The 15,079-nt window shown below is 57.1% G+C and carries 13 protein-coding genes; 3 read left to right on the forward strand and 10 right to left on the reverse strand.

Annotated elements, in window-relative coordinates; all coding sequences use genetic code 11:
* Window positions 1–348 precede the first annotated feature (348 nt).
* The 4 genes from ACVW0C_RS13555 to ACVW0C_RS13570 form a co-directional block, all read right to left on the reverse strand.
* Entirely contained in the window at window positions 349–1,872 is a 1,524-nt protein-coding gene (locus ACVW0C_RS13555) for a S10 family peptidase (RefSeq protein ID WP_414424287.1), read from the reverse strand.
* 84 nt (window positions 1,873–1,956) lie between these two features.
* Window positions 1,957–2,550 carry a hypothetical protein gene (locus ACVW0C_RS13560; protein WP_457385927.1) on the reverse strand — a complete coding sequence of 198 codons (594 nt, stop codon included), beginning with the start codon at window positions 2,548–2,550 and terminating at the stop codon, window positions 1,957–1,959.
* A 201-nt stretch (window positions 2,551–2,751) separates the two neighbouring features.
* Window positions 2,752–3,774 (reverse strand): thiamine-phosphate kinase, encoded by a 1,023-nt coding sequence (thiL, locus tag ACVW0C_RS13565; RefSeq protein WP_457385929.1) that lies wholly within the window; start codon window positions 3,772–3,774, stop codon window positions 2,752–2,754.
* 114 nt (window positions 3,775–3,888) lie between these two features.
* Window positions 3,889–4,539 carry a class I SAM-dependent methyltransferase gene (locus ACVW0C_RS13570; RefSeq protein WP_011433463.1) on the reverse strand — a complete coding sequence of 217 codons (651 nt, stop codon included), beginning with the start codon at window positions 4,537–4,539 and terminating at the stop codon, window positions 3,889–3,891.
* A gap of 116 nt (window positions 4,540–4,655) precedes the next feature.
* On the opposite strand from ACVW0C_RS13570, the gene ACVW0C_RS13575 reads away from it, so the two are divergent.
* Window positions 4,656–4,871 (forward strand): hypothetical protein, encoded by a 216-nt coding sequence (locus ACVW0C_RS13575; protein ID WP_011433464.1) that lies wholly within the window; start codon window positions 4,656–4,658, stop codon window positions 4,869–4,871.
* 24 nt (window positions 4,872–4,895) lie between these two features.
* On the opposite strand, the gene ACVW0C_RS13580 is transcribed toward ACVW0C_RS13575, so the two are convergent.
* The 3 genes from ACVW0C_RS13580 to ACVW0C_RS13590 form a co-directional block, all read right to left on the reverse strand.
* Window positions 4,896–5,750, reverse strand: coding sequence for an ABC transporter permease (locus ACVW0C_RS13580; protein WP_457385931.1), 855 nt, complete (start codon window positions 5,748–5,750; stop codon window positions 4,896–4,898).
* Between the two features lie 140 nt (window positions 5,751–5,890).
* Window positions 5,891–6,904 (reverse strand): ATP-binding cassette domain-containing protein, encoded by a 1,014-nt coding sequence (locus tag ACVW0C_RS13585; protein ID WP_457385933.1) that lies wholly within the window; start codon window positions 6,902–6,904, stop codon window positions 5,891–5,893.
* Between the two features lie 132 nt (window positions 6,905–7,036).
* The gene (locus ACVW0C_RS13590; RefSeq protein WP_457385940.1) at window positions 7,037–8,230 is read right to left on the reverse strand and encodes an RNA-guided endonuclease InsQ/TnpB family protein; all 1,194 of its coding nucleotides are present in this window, start codon (window positions 8,228–8,230) and stop codon (window positions 7,037–7,039) included.
* Window positions 8,231–8,437: 207 nt separating this feature from the next.
* Here ACVW0C_RS13590 and ACVW0C_RS13595 point away from each other — a divergent pair, with 207 nt between their 5' ends.
* Both ACVW0C_RS13595 and ACVW0C_RS13600 read left to right on the forward strand, forming a co-directional pair.
* Window positions 8,438–9,514, forward strand: coding sequence for a hypothetical protein (locus ACVW0C_RS13595; RefSeq protein WP_457385934.1), 1,077 nt, complete (start codon window positions 8,438–8,440; stop codon window positions 9,512–9,514).
* Between the two features lie 70 nt (window positions 9,515–9,584).
* Window positions 9,585–10,778: an RNA-guided endonuclease InsQ/TnpB family protein gene (locus ACVW0C_RS13600; protein WP_457385936.1), complete on the forward strand. Its 1,194-nt coding sequence runs from the start codon at window positions 9,585–9,587 to the stop codon at window positions 10,776–10,778.
* 448 nt (window positions 10,779–11,226) lie between these two features.
* Here the strand turns inward: ACVW0C_RS13600 and ACVW0C_RS13605 are convergent, their stop codons facing one another.
* From ACVW0C_RS13605 to ACVW0C_RS13615, 3 genes are all read right to left on the reverse strand, one after another.
* A complete protein-coding gene (locus ACVW0C_RS13605) occupies window positions 11,227–12,363 on the reverse strand; it encodes an aminotransferase class V-fold PLP-dependent enzyme (protein ID WP_457385942.1) in 1,137 nt (378 codons plus the stop codon).
* 261 nt (window positions 12,364–12,624) lie between these two features.
* Entirely contained in the window at window positions 12,625–14,250 is a 1,626-nt protein-coding gene (locus tag ACVW0C_RS13610) for a peptide chain release factor 3 (protein WP_457385937.1), read from the reverse strand.
* Window positions 14,251–14,553: 303 nt separating this feature from the next.
* Window positions 14,554–14,934 (reverse strand): hypothetical protein, encoded by a 381-nt coding sequence (locus ACVW0C_RS13615; RefSeq protein WP_457385939.1) that lies wholly within the window; start codon window positions 14,932–14,934, stop codon window positions 14,554–14,556.
* Window positions 14,935–15,079 lie beyond the last annotated feature (145 nt).

Below are 15,079 nucleotides of genomic sequence, written 5' to 3' on the forward strand. Positions count from 1 at the left end.
GTCGCGTCCAATTTGGCGGCTTGCGACTGGGACACCTTGAGCTTGCAGGAGACGGTCAGGACTTGGGTCATGGTTCTATCATAACTTCCGCATTCTTCCCGACACTGACCCTACGGGTACAGTGCGGGGCTCCTGCGATTTCTAGCTGAGAAAAGCCCTATGGCCCTGTGCATGCAACGTTTTGGGTGTGGGCCACTGTCCTGGCCTAAATTTCAAGAGGGCAAGGATGCACGCTATAGAGGAACTTTCTAGCGGAGCTATTGCACCGGCTAGTGTCTCATTGCCATTTGAATTGACTATAAGTGCTGCTGCAAAACCAGGAACCAGAATCCTCGCCCGGCGAGTATGTTATGACTCTGAGCTGGAAGCTGTTTTCGAGTAAAACTCACGCATTTCTGTAAACCACTCCAATCGCGAGGGATCCCAGGTGTAGAACATGTGTCCGCCGCGATAATGACGTAGGGTGAGGTTGGCCTTCAACCGCGGATCCAACTTCATCAAATCCACCAGGTGATTCGAGGCAAAGTAGGGCGTGACCAGGTCGTAAAAGCCATGATGAATGCTCACCCGCATGTGGGGGTTGAGGGCCATGCTGCTGCGCAGCTCGTCCATTGCCCCGATGAATCCTTGCTTAAACTCTCCTTTTGGGGTGAACCGCCAGGACTTGAACACCTCCAGGTTCAGTAGGTGATAGGTCAACTCCGTTTCCACCTGCAAGGTCTCTCGCAAGTGGCTGTTGATGGCTGCCGTGAACAGGCGATCGATCCCATCCAAGGTGGGATCGGATCCCTCGAAGGTAGGCCGATCCGGAAAGGGATCCACCGTGGTTACAGAAGCATCGTAGAGCCCCAGCACCAGTCGCTGCGACCGCAACAGCTCGCGGGCAAAGCTGGCGATATCGATCCGCCCGCCTTTGTGGGCTACATATTCTGGAGATAGGCCGATCCCTGCCGCCATCTCCTGATACACCGCTTGCCGTTCTGCCTCTGGCATTGCCTCCCCCATGGCCAAGAGGGGCAGCAGACGTTGTCGGGCAAAGTGTTCTGCTTTGGGCAGCAGGATCTGCAAATCCTCCCCCCAGCCACACCGTCCATGATGGGCTGCTGTGGCCACATAGGAAGGGAAAAGGGCTGCCCAGGTGCTGAGGTTGTAATCGTTGGTCTCCAGCAACCCAAACTCAATCGCAGGCGAGATGAGAATGGCCCCCGACAGGCCCACGCCAAACTTGGATTGCAGCTCCTTGGCCAGCCGCGCCACCCGAAACCCACCGTAACTCTCGCCGGCAATGAAAATGGGGGAGAGCCAGCGTTTGTATCGGGAAAGAAAGCCCTGAATGAATTCTCCCAAGGATTGCAAATCCCGCTCCACATCCCAGAAGGGCGATTCCTTAGGAGGCTCCTCCGCCTTAGCATCCGGCTGAGGGGGCTTGGATGCCGGATCGGATTTCTCCCGGGAATCTTTGGGGTCTTGAGAATCCTTGGGCAGGGCGCGGCTGAACCCCGTCCCCACCGGATCGACAAAGACCAGGTCGGAAAAGGGCAACCAACTTTCGGCATTGTCCACCAGCCGCACCGGGGAGGGGGGCAAACTGCCGTTGGGCCCGAAGCCAATCCGTTTGGGCCCCAGCGCTCCCATGTGCAGGTAGGCAGAAGCTGCCCCAGGCCCACCGTTGAACACAAAAGTGAGAGGGCGGTGCTGAGAGGCGGAGTCTTGCTTTAGATAGGCGACGTGAAAGATCTCGGCCACCGGCTTTTCCCGCTGGAAAAGGGTCTGCCAACCGGCCAGCGCTCTGTAGGTAAAGCTCTCCTCTCCAGCCGTAAACCTGTGCTCGGTGGAGGAGAGGGGGGAAGTGGGCTTAGATTCAGTAGCCATGAAAACAGGGATCCGCAGTCTGATCCCCAGTGAATCACAAGTTGCCGACCCTCAACACTCCCAGAGGAATCTCCAAACGGCACCTCACAAAGTCAGCGGAGCTTCCAAAGTTAGATTGAAAGATTGGCCGGGGCGCAGCACCACCACCTGCGGAGCGGTAACATTGCCCACCACCACTCCGGTCGCGGCACCTCCCAGGACATTGCCCACTGATACTCTGCCCGTGATGGCCCCCAAAATGGCTCCCGCGGCTGCCCCAATGGCTGCATCCTGAGCGATGGCCTCAGCCGAATACTGACGGGGATCCTTTTCGTCGTGGAGGATGTTGGAGGAAGCCCGCAGGCTGTAGGTACGACCGCCGAGAACAATGGAAGTGCCGACAAAGCGGGATCCGCCCGGTGCAGGTTCCATCTGTCCAAAAATGCGGCTACCCGCCGGGATCACCAAGCGCCCCCGGCTGTCAAAAATGTTCTGAGTAACGGCCACTTCCAGGGGATAGACGGTGTCGGGATAAAAGTATTGCGGCCCTTCGCTACTCAGGCTGCCGACCGGGATAATCGTCCCCTGCTCAAGGCGGTAGGCACCCAATTCAAAAAGCGGCTGAGCCGAACTGGGCAAGGGGGCCAACGCAGGGATCCCGGCCAGGCCAAGAATGGCTGCTGTTAAGATAGCTTTCATGAGTAGAGTCTCCAATGCTTCTCCAAGTTCTGCCGAGTTCTGAGCAGTTGCCTGAAGCTATTCCAAGTCAATTTGCTTCCTTGTCTCAGCTTCTCTCCACTTCTAGGTTATCGAATCCTTCCTAGGGCTTGTTTTCTCCCACAAGTCGATTTGTTTTCAACTGTTGGCAGTTTGGGTGGCCATCCTGCAGCACAACTTCTCTCAGAAATGCTGGAAGGCTTGTTGACGGCTGAGGGCCTGCCCGTCCTTCAGCCAGACGGTTCCCTGCGGATCCCAGCCTGTCACTTCTCCAATCCAAACGGCCCCCGGCAATCTTTCCAACAGATGCTTGGCCACCGACACCTCGGCACTGAGGAGCAGCTCAAAATCTTCGCCTCCATAGAGCGCCCATTCCAAGGCTTGGGCCGGGAAAGCCTGCCGCAAAGCTTTTGAAATCGGGATCCGCTCCACGGCAATCCTTGCCTCCACCCCGCTGGCCTGACACACCTGCACCAGGGCATCTGCCAAACCGTCGCTGGTATCCATGCCGGCAATGCGCAAGGGATCCGGGATCCCTTCCAAGAGGGGCACCAGATCCAGGCGCGGGCGTGGGTATTGGTGAGCCCTGATCAACTGCTCGCGCTCGGCTGCCGTGGCTGAGGATCCCTGTTCAGGATGGAGAAGCAGTTCCAAGCCTGCCCGCGCATCTCCATGCGACCCTGTCACCACCAGCCAATCGCCGGGTTGAGCCCGTCTGCGCTGAATAGCCCGCCCCGGCTGCACCCTTCCCAAAGCCGTGATCGCCACGAACCGATGCGGCGACCGACACAGATCCCCTCCCACCAGTTGGCATTCCCAGCGGGCGCAACAGGCTTGCATCCCTTGATAAAGCTCCTCCACCCAAGCAACCGGCGTGGAGCCCGGCAAGCCCAAACCCACCACCAACGCCTGCGGACGGGATCCCATCGCGGCCAGATCCGACAGATTGGCGGCCACCGCGCGCCAGCCCACCGCATGGGCCGGGGTCGTCAGATCGCTGAAGTGAACTCCCTCCACCAACACATCGGTTGTCACCACCAACTGCCCCTCCGGAGCAGCTAACACCGCCGCATCGTCTCCCACCACCTGGGCCGGACAGTAGCGCTGCACGATCTGCAGCAGCCCCGCCTCCCCAATTGCCGAGATGGGTAGGGGGGAAGGATTGCCGTTTTGTGGGGAAGAACTGTCAGAAAGACCGGAGAACAAGACAGACCTCTGAGGGTAGCGAGGATAACACAGCTGCAAGATCTGGTGGATGCTGGAGTCTTGTTGGATATTTCCAAGGATCCCGCCTGCACGCCACAGGCAAGCTGGAGAATTCTACCCCGCCGTCCGCTGTCCAATCAGGGCATAGAAGGGATCCCCGCCTCCGCCTGCCCAAAAGCCCAGCCAACCCATAGGGGCAGGCCGCTGGATCACCTTCACCACCGCAAACCCCGGCACTGACTCAAAATAGCGCCTGACCAACTCCACCCGCCCCGCCTCAGAGTTGTCCCGCCAAGCCTGGATCGCCTTCTGGAAAAACATGCGATTGGAGAAGCTGACGATGAAGAGGCCCTGGGGCTTTAGGATGCGATACACCTCGGCAAACACCTGCTCTGGCTGCTGCAGATATTGCACCGAGACCGTGTTTAGCACCGCGTCGAAGGATTGATCAGGGAAGGGCAGACTTGGGTTTTGGTTCAAGTTTTGGATGAAGAAGTGATCCAGCCGGGGGTTGGCCGCCAGTTCCTCAGGGTTCATCCCATGCCCCTCCACATGGGCAAACTCCATCTCAGGTGGCAAATGGGAGACCCAACTGCTCATCAGATCGAGAATGCGGGTCTGGGGCCGCAAATGCTCGCGGTATAGATCGGTGAGCTGGCCGATGAAGCCAGAATCCACATGAGTCACGAAGCGAGGATAGCTGTAAAAGAGGGCATCGTCGCTGGGATCCAACTTGGAGCGCTGCCAATCCTTGAGCACCACCATGGCCAAACGGTTGCAAATCTTAATCAAAGCTAACATTTTGGAAGCTTCGGAAAAGGGGTGGGCGTGATACCTTAGCAGAGCAACAGTGGCCATTTCGCGAAGGACTCTTTGCCGTGATGTCTGTGTCTCACCCCTCTTCAGCGGCTCCTTCTTCTTCTGGGTCTAACTTTGGCCTGCGGGAGTACGTAACCGAACTGCAGCTCCACATGGCTCTGCAGGCTCGCAGCCTTACTCCTTCTCTCAGCGTTTCCCCAGCCCAGGACAGCCCCCTGGCTCTGGTGCAGCGGGCACAGGCAGCTATGGAGAAGTCCGTTTCCCGCCAGTGGCTTTGAGCGGCACAGCCTGGGCAGAGATGCTCAGGCCAAGCTTTTGCGCAACACCCCCTGCACCAGTAGAACCGACACCCCCACAAACCCCGTCAAAAGGCCCAGGGATCCCGCCAGGGTGAGATCGCCCCAGGGAGCCTGCAGCACCACATCGGCCCAGCTCCAATGGCTGCTGCGGTAAACATAGCGGATGGGCTCGATGGCAAAAGTGAGGGGGTTGAGGCTGGCCACCCAACGCAGCCAGGTGGGCATAAAGCTCAGGGGAGCCAAGGCCGTGCTGGAAAAGATCAGGGGCAAGTTGACCAAAAAGATGAAAGCCAGCAATTGCTGGTGCCCCGGCATGGCAAAGGCCAAGCCCAAGCTCAGCGCCGTAAAGCCCAAGACCAACAGGCCCACGATCAAGGCCACCACCGCCAAGCCTGGCCCGTCTGGGATCCCGGCCCCAAGGGCGTAGTCTGCCCCCACAATGACTGCCGTCTGCAGCAACGCCAAGCTGACGATAAACAGGCTAGAAGCAAGAACAATGGAAAAACGAGAGGTGAGGGGAGCCACCAACAACCGGTTCAAAAAGCCAAATTCTCGGTCGAAAATCACCGGCACTCCGGCATTCAAGGCTCCACCAAAAGCCGTAAACACGATGACTCCCGCCCCCAAAAACTGGGTGTAGTTTTGTCCGGCCCCGAAAATGCCGGCAGGAGCATTCTGAAACAAGGCTCCAAATAGAATCAGCCAGAGCAACGGCTGGATAATGCCGGCCAGCAAGGTTGTGGGGCGACGCTGCAGTTGGATAAACAAGCGGCGGGTGAGGGCGAAGGTCTCCTGCCAAAAGTCAGCCGTCAAAAGGGGGATCGGGTTAGATTGAACCGGGGAAGAGGCAGAGTTCATACCCAAGCTCCTGTAGAGTTGTGATCAATGAGTGTGTGATGAATGAATGCAGTATCTAATCCATCAACCAATACAACCAATAAATATCTCGATATGCCTTTGTACAGGGATCAATGGGGCTCGATCATGAGGGGATGAAGTTACTTTTTCTTTTTGCCCAGATTGGCCTCGGCAGCGGCCAGCTCCGCATCCATGAGGGTTTGCCCGGTTGCCGCCAAATACACATCATCCAAGCTGGGACGAGACTGGGTGCTGCTGAACACCTCTAGCCCATAAGCCTGCAAGTGGGCGCGAATCTGGCTGAGGGGATCCTCTCCATTCCGCTGCACCACCAGGTTCAGGGCGTTGCCCTGGGCGCTGTTGATCACCACCTTCTGGACAAAGGGCAGGGATCCCAGCAGTTGGGCACCCCGCTGGGCCAGTTCCGCCGGGGCAAATTCCTGCAGCTTGACGGTGATGCGCTCGCCGCCGACGCGGGTTTTCAGCTCCTCGGGGGTTCCCTCGGCGATCACCTTGCCCCGGTCGATGATGGCCACCCGATCCGCCAGCAGGTCGATCTCCTCCAGGTAGTGGCTGCTGAGCACCACTGTGATCCCTGTGTTCTTGAGTTGGCGCAGAAAATCCCAGATGGCCAACCGACTGGGAATGTCCAGGCCCACCGTGGGCTCGTCCAAGACCAGCACCTGGGGTTGATGGAGCAGTCCTGCCGCCAGATCCAAGCGTTTGCGCAGCCCGCCGGAGTAGGTACCGATGCGCTGGTCGGCACGGTCGGTCAGCCCCAGCAGCTCCAGGACGGCAGCGATTCGCTCTTGGGCCAGGGGGCGCGGCAGGTGGTAGAGGTCGGCCTGCAACTGCAACAATTCTCGCCCGGTCAGCACCTTATCCAAGGCCACCTCTTGGGCGACAAACCCCAGTTTTTCTCGTACCGCTTTGGGGTTTTCGCTGGCCGGGATCCCGTACACCTCTATCCGGCCCGCATCGGGACGAAGCAAGGTGCAAAGGCAATGCAAAGTGGTGGTCTTGCCGGCCCCATTGGGGCCGAGAATGCCGTAGATCTGGCCGGGTTCCACCTGAAACGAGACGTCCGCCACGGCCACTGTGGATCCGTAGCGCTTTTGAAGTTGCTCTACCAAGACCGCAGGAGTATCTGACATGGGTATCCACATCTCGCTTCCTCTAGGCTATCAAGCCTGTTCGGGAGATGAGGCCAGGGATCGCCACCATTTCTTGCTCGTTGCCGCCAGCCCCCTAGGGATGGTGGGAGGTAAACTACCCGGCTCCGACCGCTAAGCGGTACGGAGCGGGCTTTCAGTAGCCCTGAGCCTGTTCTGCTCTACCAGAGAACAAAACAAGCCCGAACCTCTAGGCTGGTTTACAGCAGCCCCCAAGAGCGCAATCACATTCGCACCATTCAAATCCGCATCCCCTTCCCATCCACAGTGCCCACACTTGAACGACTTGCCACTGCGGTAGGACTTACCCTGCTCAGGGTGGATGTGTAAGCACCGGTGGCAGGTCTGCGACGTGTAAGCAGGCGGAACAAGAATCAGAGAAACCCCTGCAACCCTCGCCTTGTACTCCAGAAATTGACGTAGCTGGTAGAACGCCCAACTGTTGGCCCTGCGCCTTTCGGTTTTGCTGCGTGGCTGTTGATTGACCCTTTCCCGAATCCCTGTCAAGTCTTCCAGGGCAATAGCGCTGTTTGTGGTCTTTGCCCTAGAGACAATAGCTTTGGAGATGCGATGATTGACCCACGCCTGAAAGCGCCTCTCCTTGCCAGACAGCCGTTGCAACAGTTCTCTGCATCTGCGCCGCGAACTGCGTGTGCCCTTACTGGCTTTGCGTTGGAGTGCCGCCCTCAACCGGGAGTAGTGGTCTCGGACTCGGTTCAACTGCTGTCCATTCCAGTTGTCCCCCTCTGACGTATGGGCAATATCTGTCCTTCCAAAGTCCACCCCGATCACCTTGTCGGTATCTTGTTGCTTGGGTGGTTTTTTCTCTACGCAAATCTGGATGTAGTAGGAGCCATCCTTCCGCTGGACTAGGGTGGCCGATTTGGGGTTAGAGCCAGCCAGCATTCCCCTCTGGTAGTTACCAATGGCTAGCTCAAAGCGTTCTCTCCCTTCCACCGTGGTCAGCGACACCGTCCAGTCTTTCTCGCGGAATGAAAAGATACGTGCGTCGTAGGTAACGAACCTACGCTTGAACTCTTTAACTGGACGGTTGCGCTGTCTCGCCACTTTGCGAGCGCCTGCCACCCGTCTGCACACCTGTTGAGCCAAGTTACTGGACAAGCCGAATCGGGCGCGAATCTCGTAGTAGCAAAGGGATTGCAGTTTAACCGCGTTGACGATCTTCTCCGGCGTGTTCTGGTTGACCCAGTTCAATGCCTGCACAAAGACATCCATCGTCGCGTCCAATTTAGCGGCTTGCGACTGGGACGCCTTGAGCTTACAGGATATAGTCAGGACTTGGCTCATAAGTTCATTGTACTTCATCAAAGCGCATTCCTTCCGGCACTGACCCTACGGGTACAGTGCGGGGCTCCTGCGATTTCTAGCTGAACCGAGGCTCACGGTATAGTGGTTCAGGCGAATCCGATGAGTGCAGAGGGATCCCCGCCCATCCTCAACTCAGTCCGGTTGGGTTTAACCCTCGCCAAGGTGTCTGTTGTGGAGAGGAGATGAATGCTGAAGCCAAAGCGTGCCTCTTGTGGGGGCTCGGATTCCCCCACCGCAAAAGGTTGCCCTGCTGTAGCTTATATAACTTTGGCGCTCTTGGCGCTCAGCTTGGTCGGTTGCGGCGAGGGAACCACTCCCCTGGGCCCACTGGAAAATGTCTTCCTGCGGGCGGATGATTTTGAAATCACAGGAGGATCCCCGGCAGCGGGCGCAGTGGGGCCCTACCTACAGTTCAACATGCGGCGGCAGCGGGATAACCAAATCCTAAATCGCCCCCTTAATGTCTATGTGGACAATGCCGGGCTGGCAGAAAGGCGGAATCCCCTTTTGGATAACCAAAACCGTCCTATTCTCTTACAGCGCTCGGTGGCCTTCTTGGGCAATGGGCTGGATCTGAACAGAGATGGCCAGCCGGATCTGCCCCCCAAAGAACCCCCCAACTTCACCAGTGGCCCGCTGCTGCCCTACACCCCGCCCAATCAGTGGCAAAGCCGGGCTGCCCTTGCCTATGTCCCCGGACAGGCCAATATCCCCGGACGGAGTCCCAGCGACCGCTTTGGCATCTACTTTTCTTCCATCCTGCCCTACACCGGGCAGCTTCGCTTTCGCGCCCGCGACGAGCTGGGCAATGCCTTTGCCCGCACCTTTGAGGTCACCTACCTGCCGGCAGCCAGCCGCGCCACGGTCACGGTTACCTTGGCCAACCTCACCGCCACTGCCCAAGAGCCGGTTCTCATTGCCATTTGTAACCAGTTGGGAGCTGCTGCCGTGGTGGGCCTGCGGAGTGGCACGTTCACCGAGCTGGTGGATCTCCTGCCGGCCCCAGGGCTGCCGGTGGATCCCACCTTGAGCGAGCCCATCCGCTATGTGGCCGAGGCTTATCAATTGAACCGCGATCGAGCCGTCATCCGCGTTTCCCAGAATCCCACGGATCCCAGCCGCATGAGCGTTCCTCTACTGGGATTTGAAGGGACAACCGGTCGGGCAGATCTGACGCTGGTGAACTCTGTAGGGGATCGGCTTACCTGCTTCAACGATCGGCTTTCGGATCTGCGGGATACGTTTTCTGACTTTTTCAGCTAGAAATCGCAGGAGCCCCGCACTGTACCCGTAGGGTCAGTGCCGGGAGGAATGCGGAAGTCACAATAGAACCATGACCCAAGTCCTGACCGTCTCCTGCAAGCTCAAGGTGTCCCAGTCGCAAGCCGCCAAACTGGACGCGACCTTGGAGGCTTTCGGCCAAGCCTTGAGCTGGGTCAACCAGAACACGCCGGAGAAAGTCGCCAACGCCGTTAAGCTCCAGTCTCTGTGCTACCGCGAAATCCGTGCCCGGTTCGGCTTATCCAGTAACTTGGCTCAGCAGGTCTGCAGGCGGCTGGCCGGCGCCCGTAAAGTTGCCCAACAGAAAAACCGCCCCGTCAAAGCGTTCAAGGGTGGCTTCGCTACCTACGACGCTCGTATCTTTTCGTTCCGCGAGAAAGACTGGACGGTGTCGCTGACCACGGTGGAGGGTCGAGAGCGCTTTGAGCTGGCGATTGGCCGTTACCAGAGAGAACGGCTGGCAGGCTCCAATCCCAAATCTGCCACTCTGGTCAAGCGTAAAGACGGCTCCTACTCCATTCAAATCTGTGTGGAAGCGGAGCCATCCCCACCGCAACGCACGGGCAGAGTGCTGGGGGTGGACTTGGGGAGGACGGATATTGCCCATACGTCAGACGGGGACAATTGGAATGGACAGCAGTTGAACAGAGTCCGCGACCACTACTCCCGGTTGAGGGCGGCACTCCAACGCAAAGCCAGTAAGGGCACCCGCAGTTCGCGGCGCAGATGCCGTCAACTGTTGCAACGGCTGTCTGGCAAGGAGAGACGCTTTCAAGTGTGGGTCAATCATCGCATCTCCAAAGCTATTGTCTCTAGGGCAAAGGCGACAAACAGCGCTATTGCTCTGGAAGACTTGACAGGGATCCGGGAAAGAGTCAATCAACAACCCCGCAGCAAAGCCGAGCGGCGCAGGGCCAACAGTTGGGCGTTCTACCAACTACGTCAGTTTCTGGAATACAAGGCGAGGGTTGCAGGGGTTTCTCTGATTCTTGTGCCGCCTGCTTACACGTCGCAGACCTGTCACCGGTGCTTACACATCCACCCTGAGCAGGGCAAGTCCTACCGCAGTGGCAAGTCGTTCAAGTGTGGGCACTGTGGATGGGGAGGAGATGCGGATTTGAATGGTGCGAATGTGATTGCGCTTTTGGGGGCTGTCGTAAACCAGCCTAGAGGTTCGGGCCTGTTTTGTTCTCTGGTAGGGCAGAGCAGGCTCAGGGCTACTGAAAGCCCGCTCCGTACCGCTTAGCGGTCGGAGCCGGGTAGTTTACATAGTCAATTCAAATAGCAATGAGACACTGGCCAGTAGAATAGTCCGACTCGCAAAAGCAGGCCTTGTCACTTCATCAACAGAAGTTCCTCCATCTGCATGCATCCTTGCCCTCTTGAAAGCACTGCGGTCGCTTCAAACTAGATTGAGACGCTCCCCAAGCGTTCCGCGCTGCTTTTACCGACTCCCATACCCTTCCCTTCCGCTGTATGACCGGCTTTGTACGTCTGTGGGTCTGCTCCCTTCCTGGACATGCCCTACGACTCTCTCTCAGGTCAAGGCTTCTTTCTGAGGTCTACTGGCATGCCATCCTACCTGTAACGTCATCTCATCCTCAACTGAATTGACCATAGATCTGGAATCGTTTTACTGGTGTGCGAAGCAACTATACTTGCAATGTCGTGAAAGCGGCTCAACCGACAAAACCTCAGGGCAGATGCTGCAAGGCCAGCGCCAACTGTTCGTACTCTGCCAAACGGTTGTAGACCTGGGCCGAGATGCGTACCCAAAGCTGCCCGGCGAAGGGGATGATCGGAACCTCAATGCGGTACGTGTGCCACAGGTAATCGTGCAGGCGACGGGCGCGCTCCTCAAGAGGAAGCTCAGGGATCCACTGCTGCCAAAATGGCGGCAAGGGTAGGGTGGCCATAAAGCCCAACATCTTTTCGGGGGCGGGCGGGATCCCCTCAAGAGCCTCCAAGAGCAACTGCCGCGCCTGCAGTAGCAGAGTGTGGTTGTGCTGACGGATGTTGTCCAGTCCCACCCCTTGGATAAACGCCAGGGCTGCTGAAATGGCCAACCAAGCGCTGGGATCCCGTGTGCCCACCCAGTCGAACTCCGCTGTGAACCCTTGCCCATAGCCGTGGGAGATCACCGTAGGATGAGTTTGGGCCTGTCGATAGGGGGCCACCCACAAAAAGGCACAGCCTTTCGGGGCAAACAGCCACTTGTGGGCATTGCCGGTGTACCAATCGGCTCCTAGCTTTTCCAACTCCAAGGGGAGAACTCCGGGGGCATGGGCGCCATCCACCAAAACCGGGATCCCGCGCTCCCGACAGAGGCCGATCAGCTCAGGCAGGGGGTAGATCAGAGCCGTAGGCGAGGTGAGGTGATCCAACACCGCCAGGCGAGTTTGGGGAGTGAGGATGGCCTCGAAGGCCGCGATAACCTGCTCTGGCCCCGCAATGGGGAAAGGGATCTGCGCCTCAACTGGGATGGCTCCCCACTGGGCACAGATGTACTGCAATGCCTGACGAACGGCCCCGTAACCGTGATTGGTGCAGGCGATCTGATCCTCTGGCCGGAACCGCAGCGAGCGCAAAACGGCATTGACCCCGCTGGTGGCATTTTCCACAAACACCAAATTTTCGGGTTCGGCCCCGACGAAATGGGCCAGTTCTGCTGCCGCCGCCCGCAAGGCTCGAGGAAGTTCCTCTCCCATAAACTGCACCGGCTGAGCCTCAAGGCGTTCCCGCCATACACTCTGGGCCTGCAACACCTTTTTCGGGGTCGCGCCGTAGGAGCCGTGATTCAAAAAAACGGCTTGCGGATCCAGTCCCCACAAGGAGCGTTCGCAAAGCGGTGCATCGGCGCTGAGGGCAGAGCTAAAGCGAGGAGAAGTGGATCCCATATTGGGGAAAGAAGGCATGGTTCACTCACTCAAGCCCTAGAAGATGCACGAAAAAGATGTGAGAATTCCTGCGATCTGCATGAAGGGTTTGCTCAGAAATCCAAGAATGTCAACACAGCTACTGTGGAGATCGATGGCATCTCAGTTGAATATCGAAACCTGAGGCCCCCCGGAGAAAGATTCTCTTGGGTTGATCTATTGGCCGTTACCGGATTCCGGGCTGAGATCCGAGAGAGGGGCAATTTTGCTGAGCTTGATTTTGGGGTTGCTGGCAACAAACTGCTGCAAAGTCCACTCATTCTTAAACAAAAGAACGGGCCTGTCTTGAATATCTTTGACAATGAGGGTGTTAAACAAGCTGGGGATGTTCTCCAGCGCCTTCCAGCCATTCTCGACCCAGCGAGCCAGTGTGTAGGGCAACATCTCCAGTCGGGTTTCGACGTTGTATTCACTTTCAAGGCGATACTGCAAAACCTCAAACTGCAACTGGCCCACCGCTGCCACAATCGGATCCCGTTTGGAATCGTCGATAGAGTACATGATTTGCACAGCTCCTTCTTCCCGCAGTTCCGCTACCCCCTTCTGGAACTGCTTAAACTTGGAAGGATTGGGATTTTTCAAGTAGGCAAACAGCTCAGGAGAAAAGCTGGGGATCCCGGCGTAGCGCAATTTCGGGCCGGTGTAGATAGTATCTCCAATCGTGAAGATGCCGGGATTATTCAGGCCGATCACATCCCCAGGGTAAGCTTCATCGATGGAGATGCGCTCTTGAGCAAACAACTTCTGGGGATAAGATAGGCGAATGGGACGATTGAGGCGGGCATGGTTGACCACCATATCCTTCTCAAACTTGCCGGAACAGATGCGCACAAAAGCAACGCGATCCCGATGGCGGGGATCCATGTTGGCCTGCAGTTTAAAGACGAAGCCCGTAAACTCAGGATGTTCGGGCGGGATTAGCCCAGCAGTGCTCTCGTGAGGCATTGGCGGTAAGGAATACTCCAAAAATGCATTGAGGAAAAGCTCCACCCCAAAATTGGTCATGGCACTGCCGAAAAAGACCGGGGTTTGTTTGCCAGAATGCACCTGTTTTAGATCCAAGGTGGGCATGAGACCATCCAGCAGTTCCAGCTCTTCCTTGAATTGGTAATACAAGTCCTTGTCGATCAACTCCTCAATTTGCGGATCCCCAAGTTTAATAACGGTATCTTGAACTTTTAGCCGCCCCCTAGATACCCGCTCAAAGAAATGAAACTCCTGAGTCCGACGGTCAAATAGGGCAGTAAACCGCTCGCCTGAGCCAATTGGCCAGTTGACAGGATAGGGCTTGAGGCCCAGTTCCGTCTCAATTTCATCCATCAGCTCCAAGGGATCCCGACTTGGGCGATCCATCTTGTTGATGAAGGTAAAAATCGGCAGCCCCCGCATCTGACACACTTCAAACAGCTTGCGGGTCTGGGTTTCCAACCCTTTGCCAGCATCTTCCAGCATCACGGCATTGTCAGCCGCTGCCAGGGTGCGATAGGTGTCTTCGCTGAAGTCCTGGTGGCCGGGAGTATCCAGCAGATTGAGACGAATGTTGCGGTAATCAAATTGCAGGACGGTAGAGGTGATGGAAATACCCCGCTGCTTTTCCAGTTCCATCCAGTCGGAAGTGGCCCGCTTTTGCGCCCGACGGGCCTTCACAGCTCCCGCTTCTTGAATAGCCCCCCCGTACAACAGCAGCTTTTCGGTGAGGGTGGTCTTCCCGGCATCGGGGTGGGAAATAATGGCAAAGGTACGCCGTTGCTCTACAGCTTTGGTCAAATCAAGTTCTTTCATCAACTGTTGCCGCTCCACTACAACCTGGTCGTTTTAAAGAAGATGACGTTGCAATGCTGTCCCCTAAACGATGGGAGAAATAGGGAGAAGATAGAAAAACAAAAGTGAGAAGTAGGGTGAATAATGCACTTGATGATAATGGGCTTGGGTTGCCGCCAGGTAGCGAGGGGGAGAGAGCACAGGCCGAAAAGCGCGAAAAGCCAACAGAACCATTTTGACCCTAGCACAGGAACAGGGATCCCTGTTGTCTGGCATACTGGCGGAGATCTTGAGGGGGAATTTCCCAGGCCAACCGGCCAGAACTCAAAGCAGATGCTGCTCGTTGTTGTTGCGCAACGCTGACGTGAAGAGCAGTTGCTCAATCGTGGCAATGGTGAAGTTTTGGCTGATCACCAGCCGCTCGACGCGAATGCGGTGGGCTTGCAGGAGGCAATCTTGCTGCAAGGGCTTGGGCAATTGTTCCCAATGATCCAGCAGGACTTCCAGCAAAATCTCGCCCGGTAGCCCAGTGGCGCTTTCCAGGGATCCCAGCTTTTCTACCCTCTCGGCAGACCATTTGAGGGTAAGCTTTTGCAGGCCCAGTTGTGCATCCAGAGCTTCACGGGGATCCGACTGGGCACCCTGCCCATTGGGGGTGCCATTGCGGCGAACCCCATTGCCGGTGCAAGCAGTAGCAGGGGGCAAAAGCTCGGCTGGCTTTTCAGCTAGAAATCGCAGGAGCCCCGCACTGTACTCGTAGGGTCAGTGCCGGGAGGAATGCGCTTTGATGAAGTACAATGAACTTATGAGCCAAGTCCTGACCGTCTCCTGTAAGCTCAAGGCGTCCCAG

Source organism: Thermostichus sp. OS-CIW-26 (genome assembly GCF_054058395.1).

Excerpts from the sequence above, each read along its gene's own strand:
- ACVW0C_RS13590 (WP_457385940.1), bottom strand. The coding sequence starts at position 8,230 with ATGAGCCAAGTCCTGACTATATCCTGTAAGCTCAAGGCGTCCCAGTCG.
- ACVW0C_RS13610 (WP_457385937.1), bottom strand. The coding sequence starts at position 14,250 with ATGAAAGAACTTGATTTGACCAAAGCTGTAGAGCAACGGCGTACCTTT.
- ACVW0C_RS13560 (WP_457385927.1), bottom strand. The coding sequence starts at position 2,550 with ATGAAAGCTATCTTAACAGCAGCCATTCTTGGCCTGGCCGGGATCCCT.
- ACVW0C_RS13555 (WP_414424287.1), bottom strand. The coding sequence starts at position 1,872 with ATGGCTACTGAATCTAAGCCCACTTCCCCCCTCTCCTCCACCGAGCAC.
- ACVW0C_RS13600 (WP_457385936.1), top strand. The coding sequence starts at position 9,585 with ATGACCCAAGTCCTGACCGTCTCCTGCAAGCTCAAGGTGTCCCAGTCG.
- ACVW0C_RS13575 (WP_011433464.1), top strand. The coding sequence starts at position 4,656 with ATGTCTGTGTCTCACCCCTCTTCAGCGGCTCCTTCTTCTTCTGGGTCT.
- ACVW0C_RS13585 (WP_457385933.1), bottom strand. The coding sequence starts at position 6,904 with ATGTCAGATACTCCTGCGGTCTTGGTAGAGCAACTTCAAAAGCGCTAC.
- ACVW0C_RS13595 (WP_457385934.1), top strand. The coding sequence starts at position 8,438 with ATGCTGAAGCCAAAGCGTGCCTCTTGTGGGGGCTCGGATTCCCCCACC.
- ACVW0C_RS13570 (WP_011433463.1), bottom strand. The coding sequence starts at position 4,539 with ATGGTGGTGCTCAAGGATTGGCAGCGCTCCAAGTTGGATCCCAGCGAC.
- ACVW0C_RS13580 (WP_457385931.1), bottom strand. The coding sequence starts at position 5,750 with ATGAACTCTGCCTCTTCCCCGGTTCAATCTAACCCGATCCCCCTTTTG.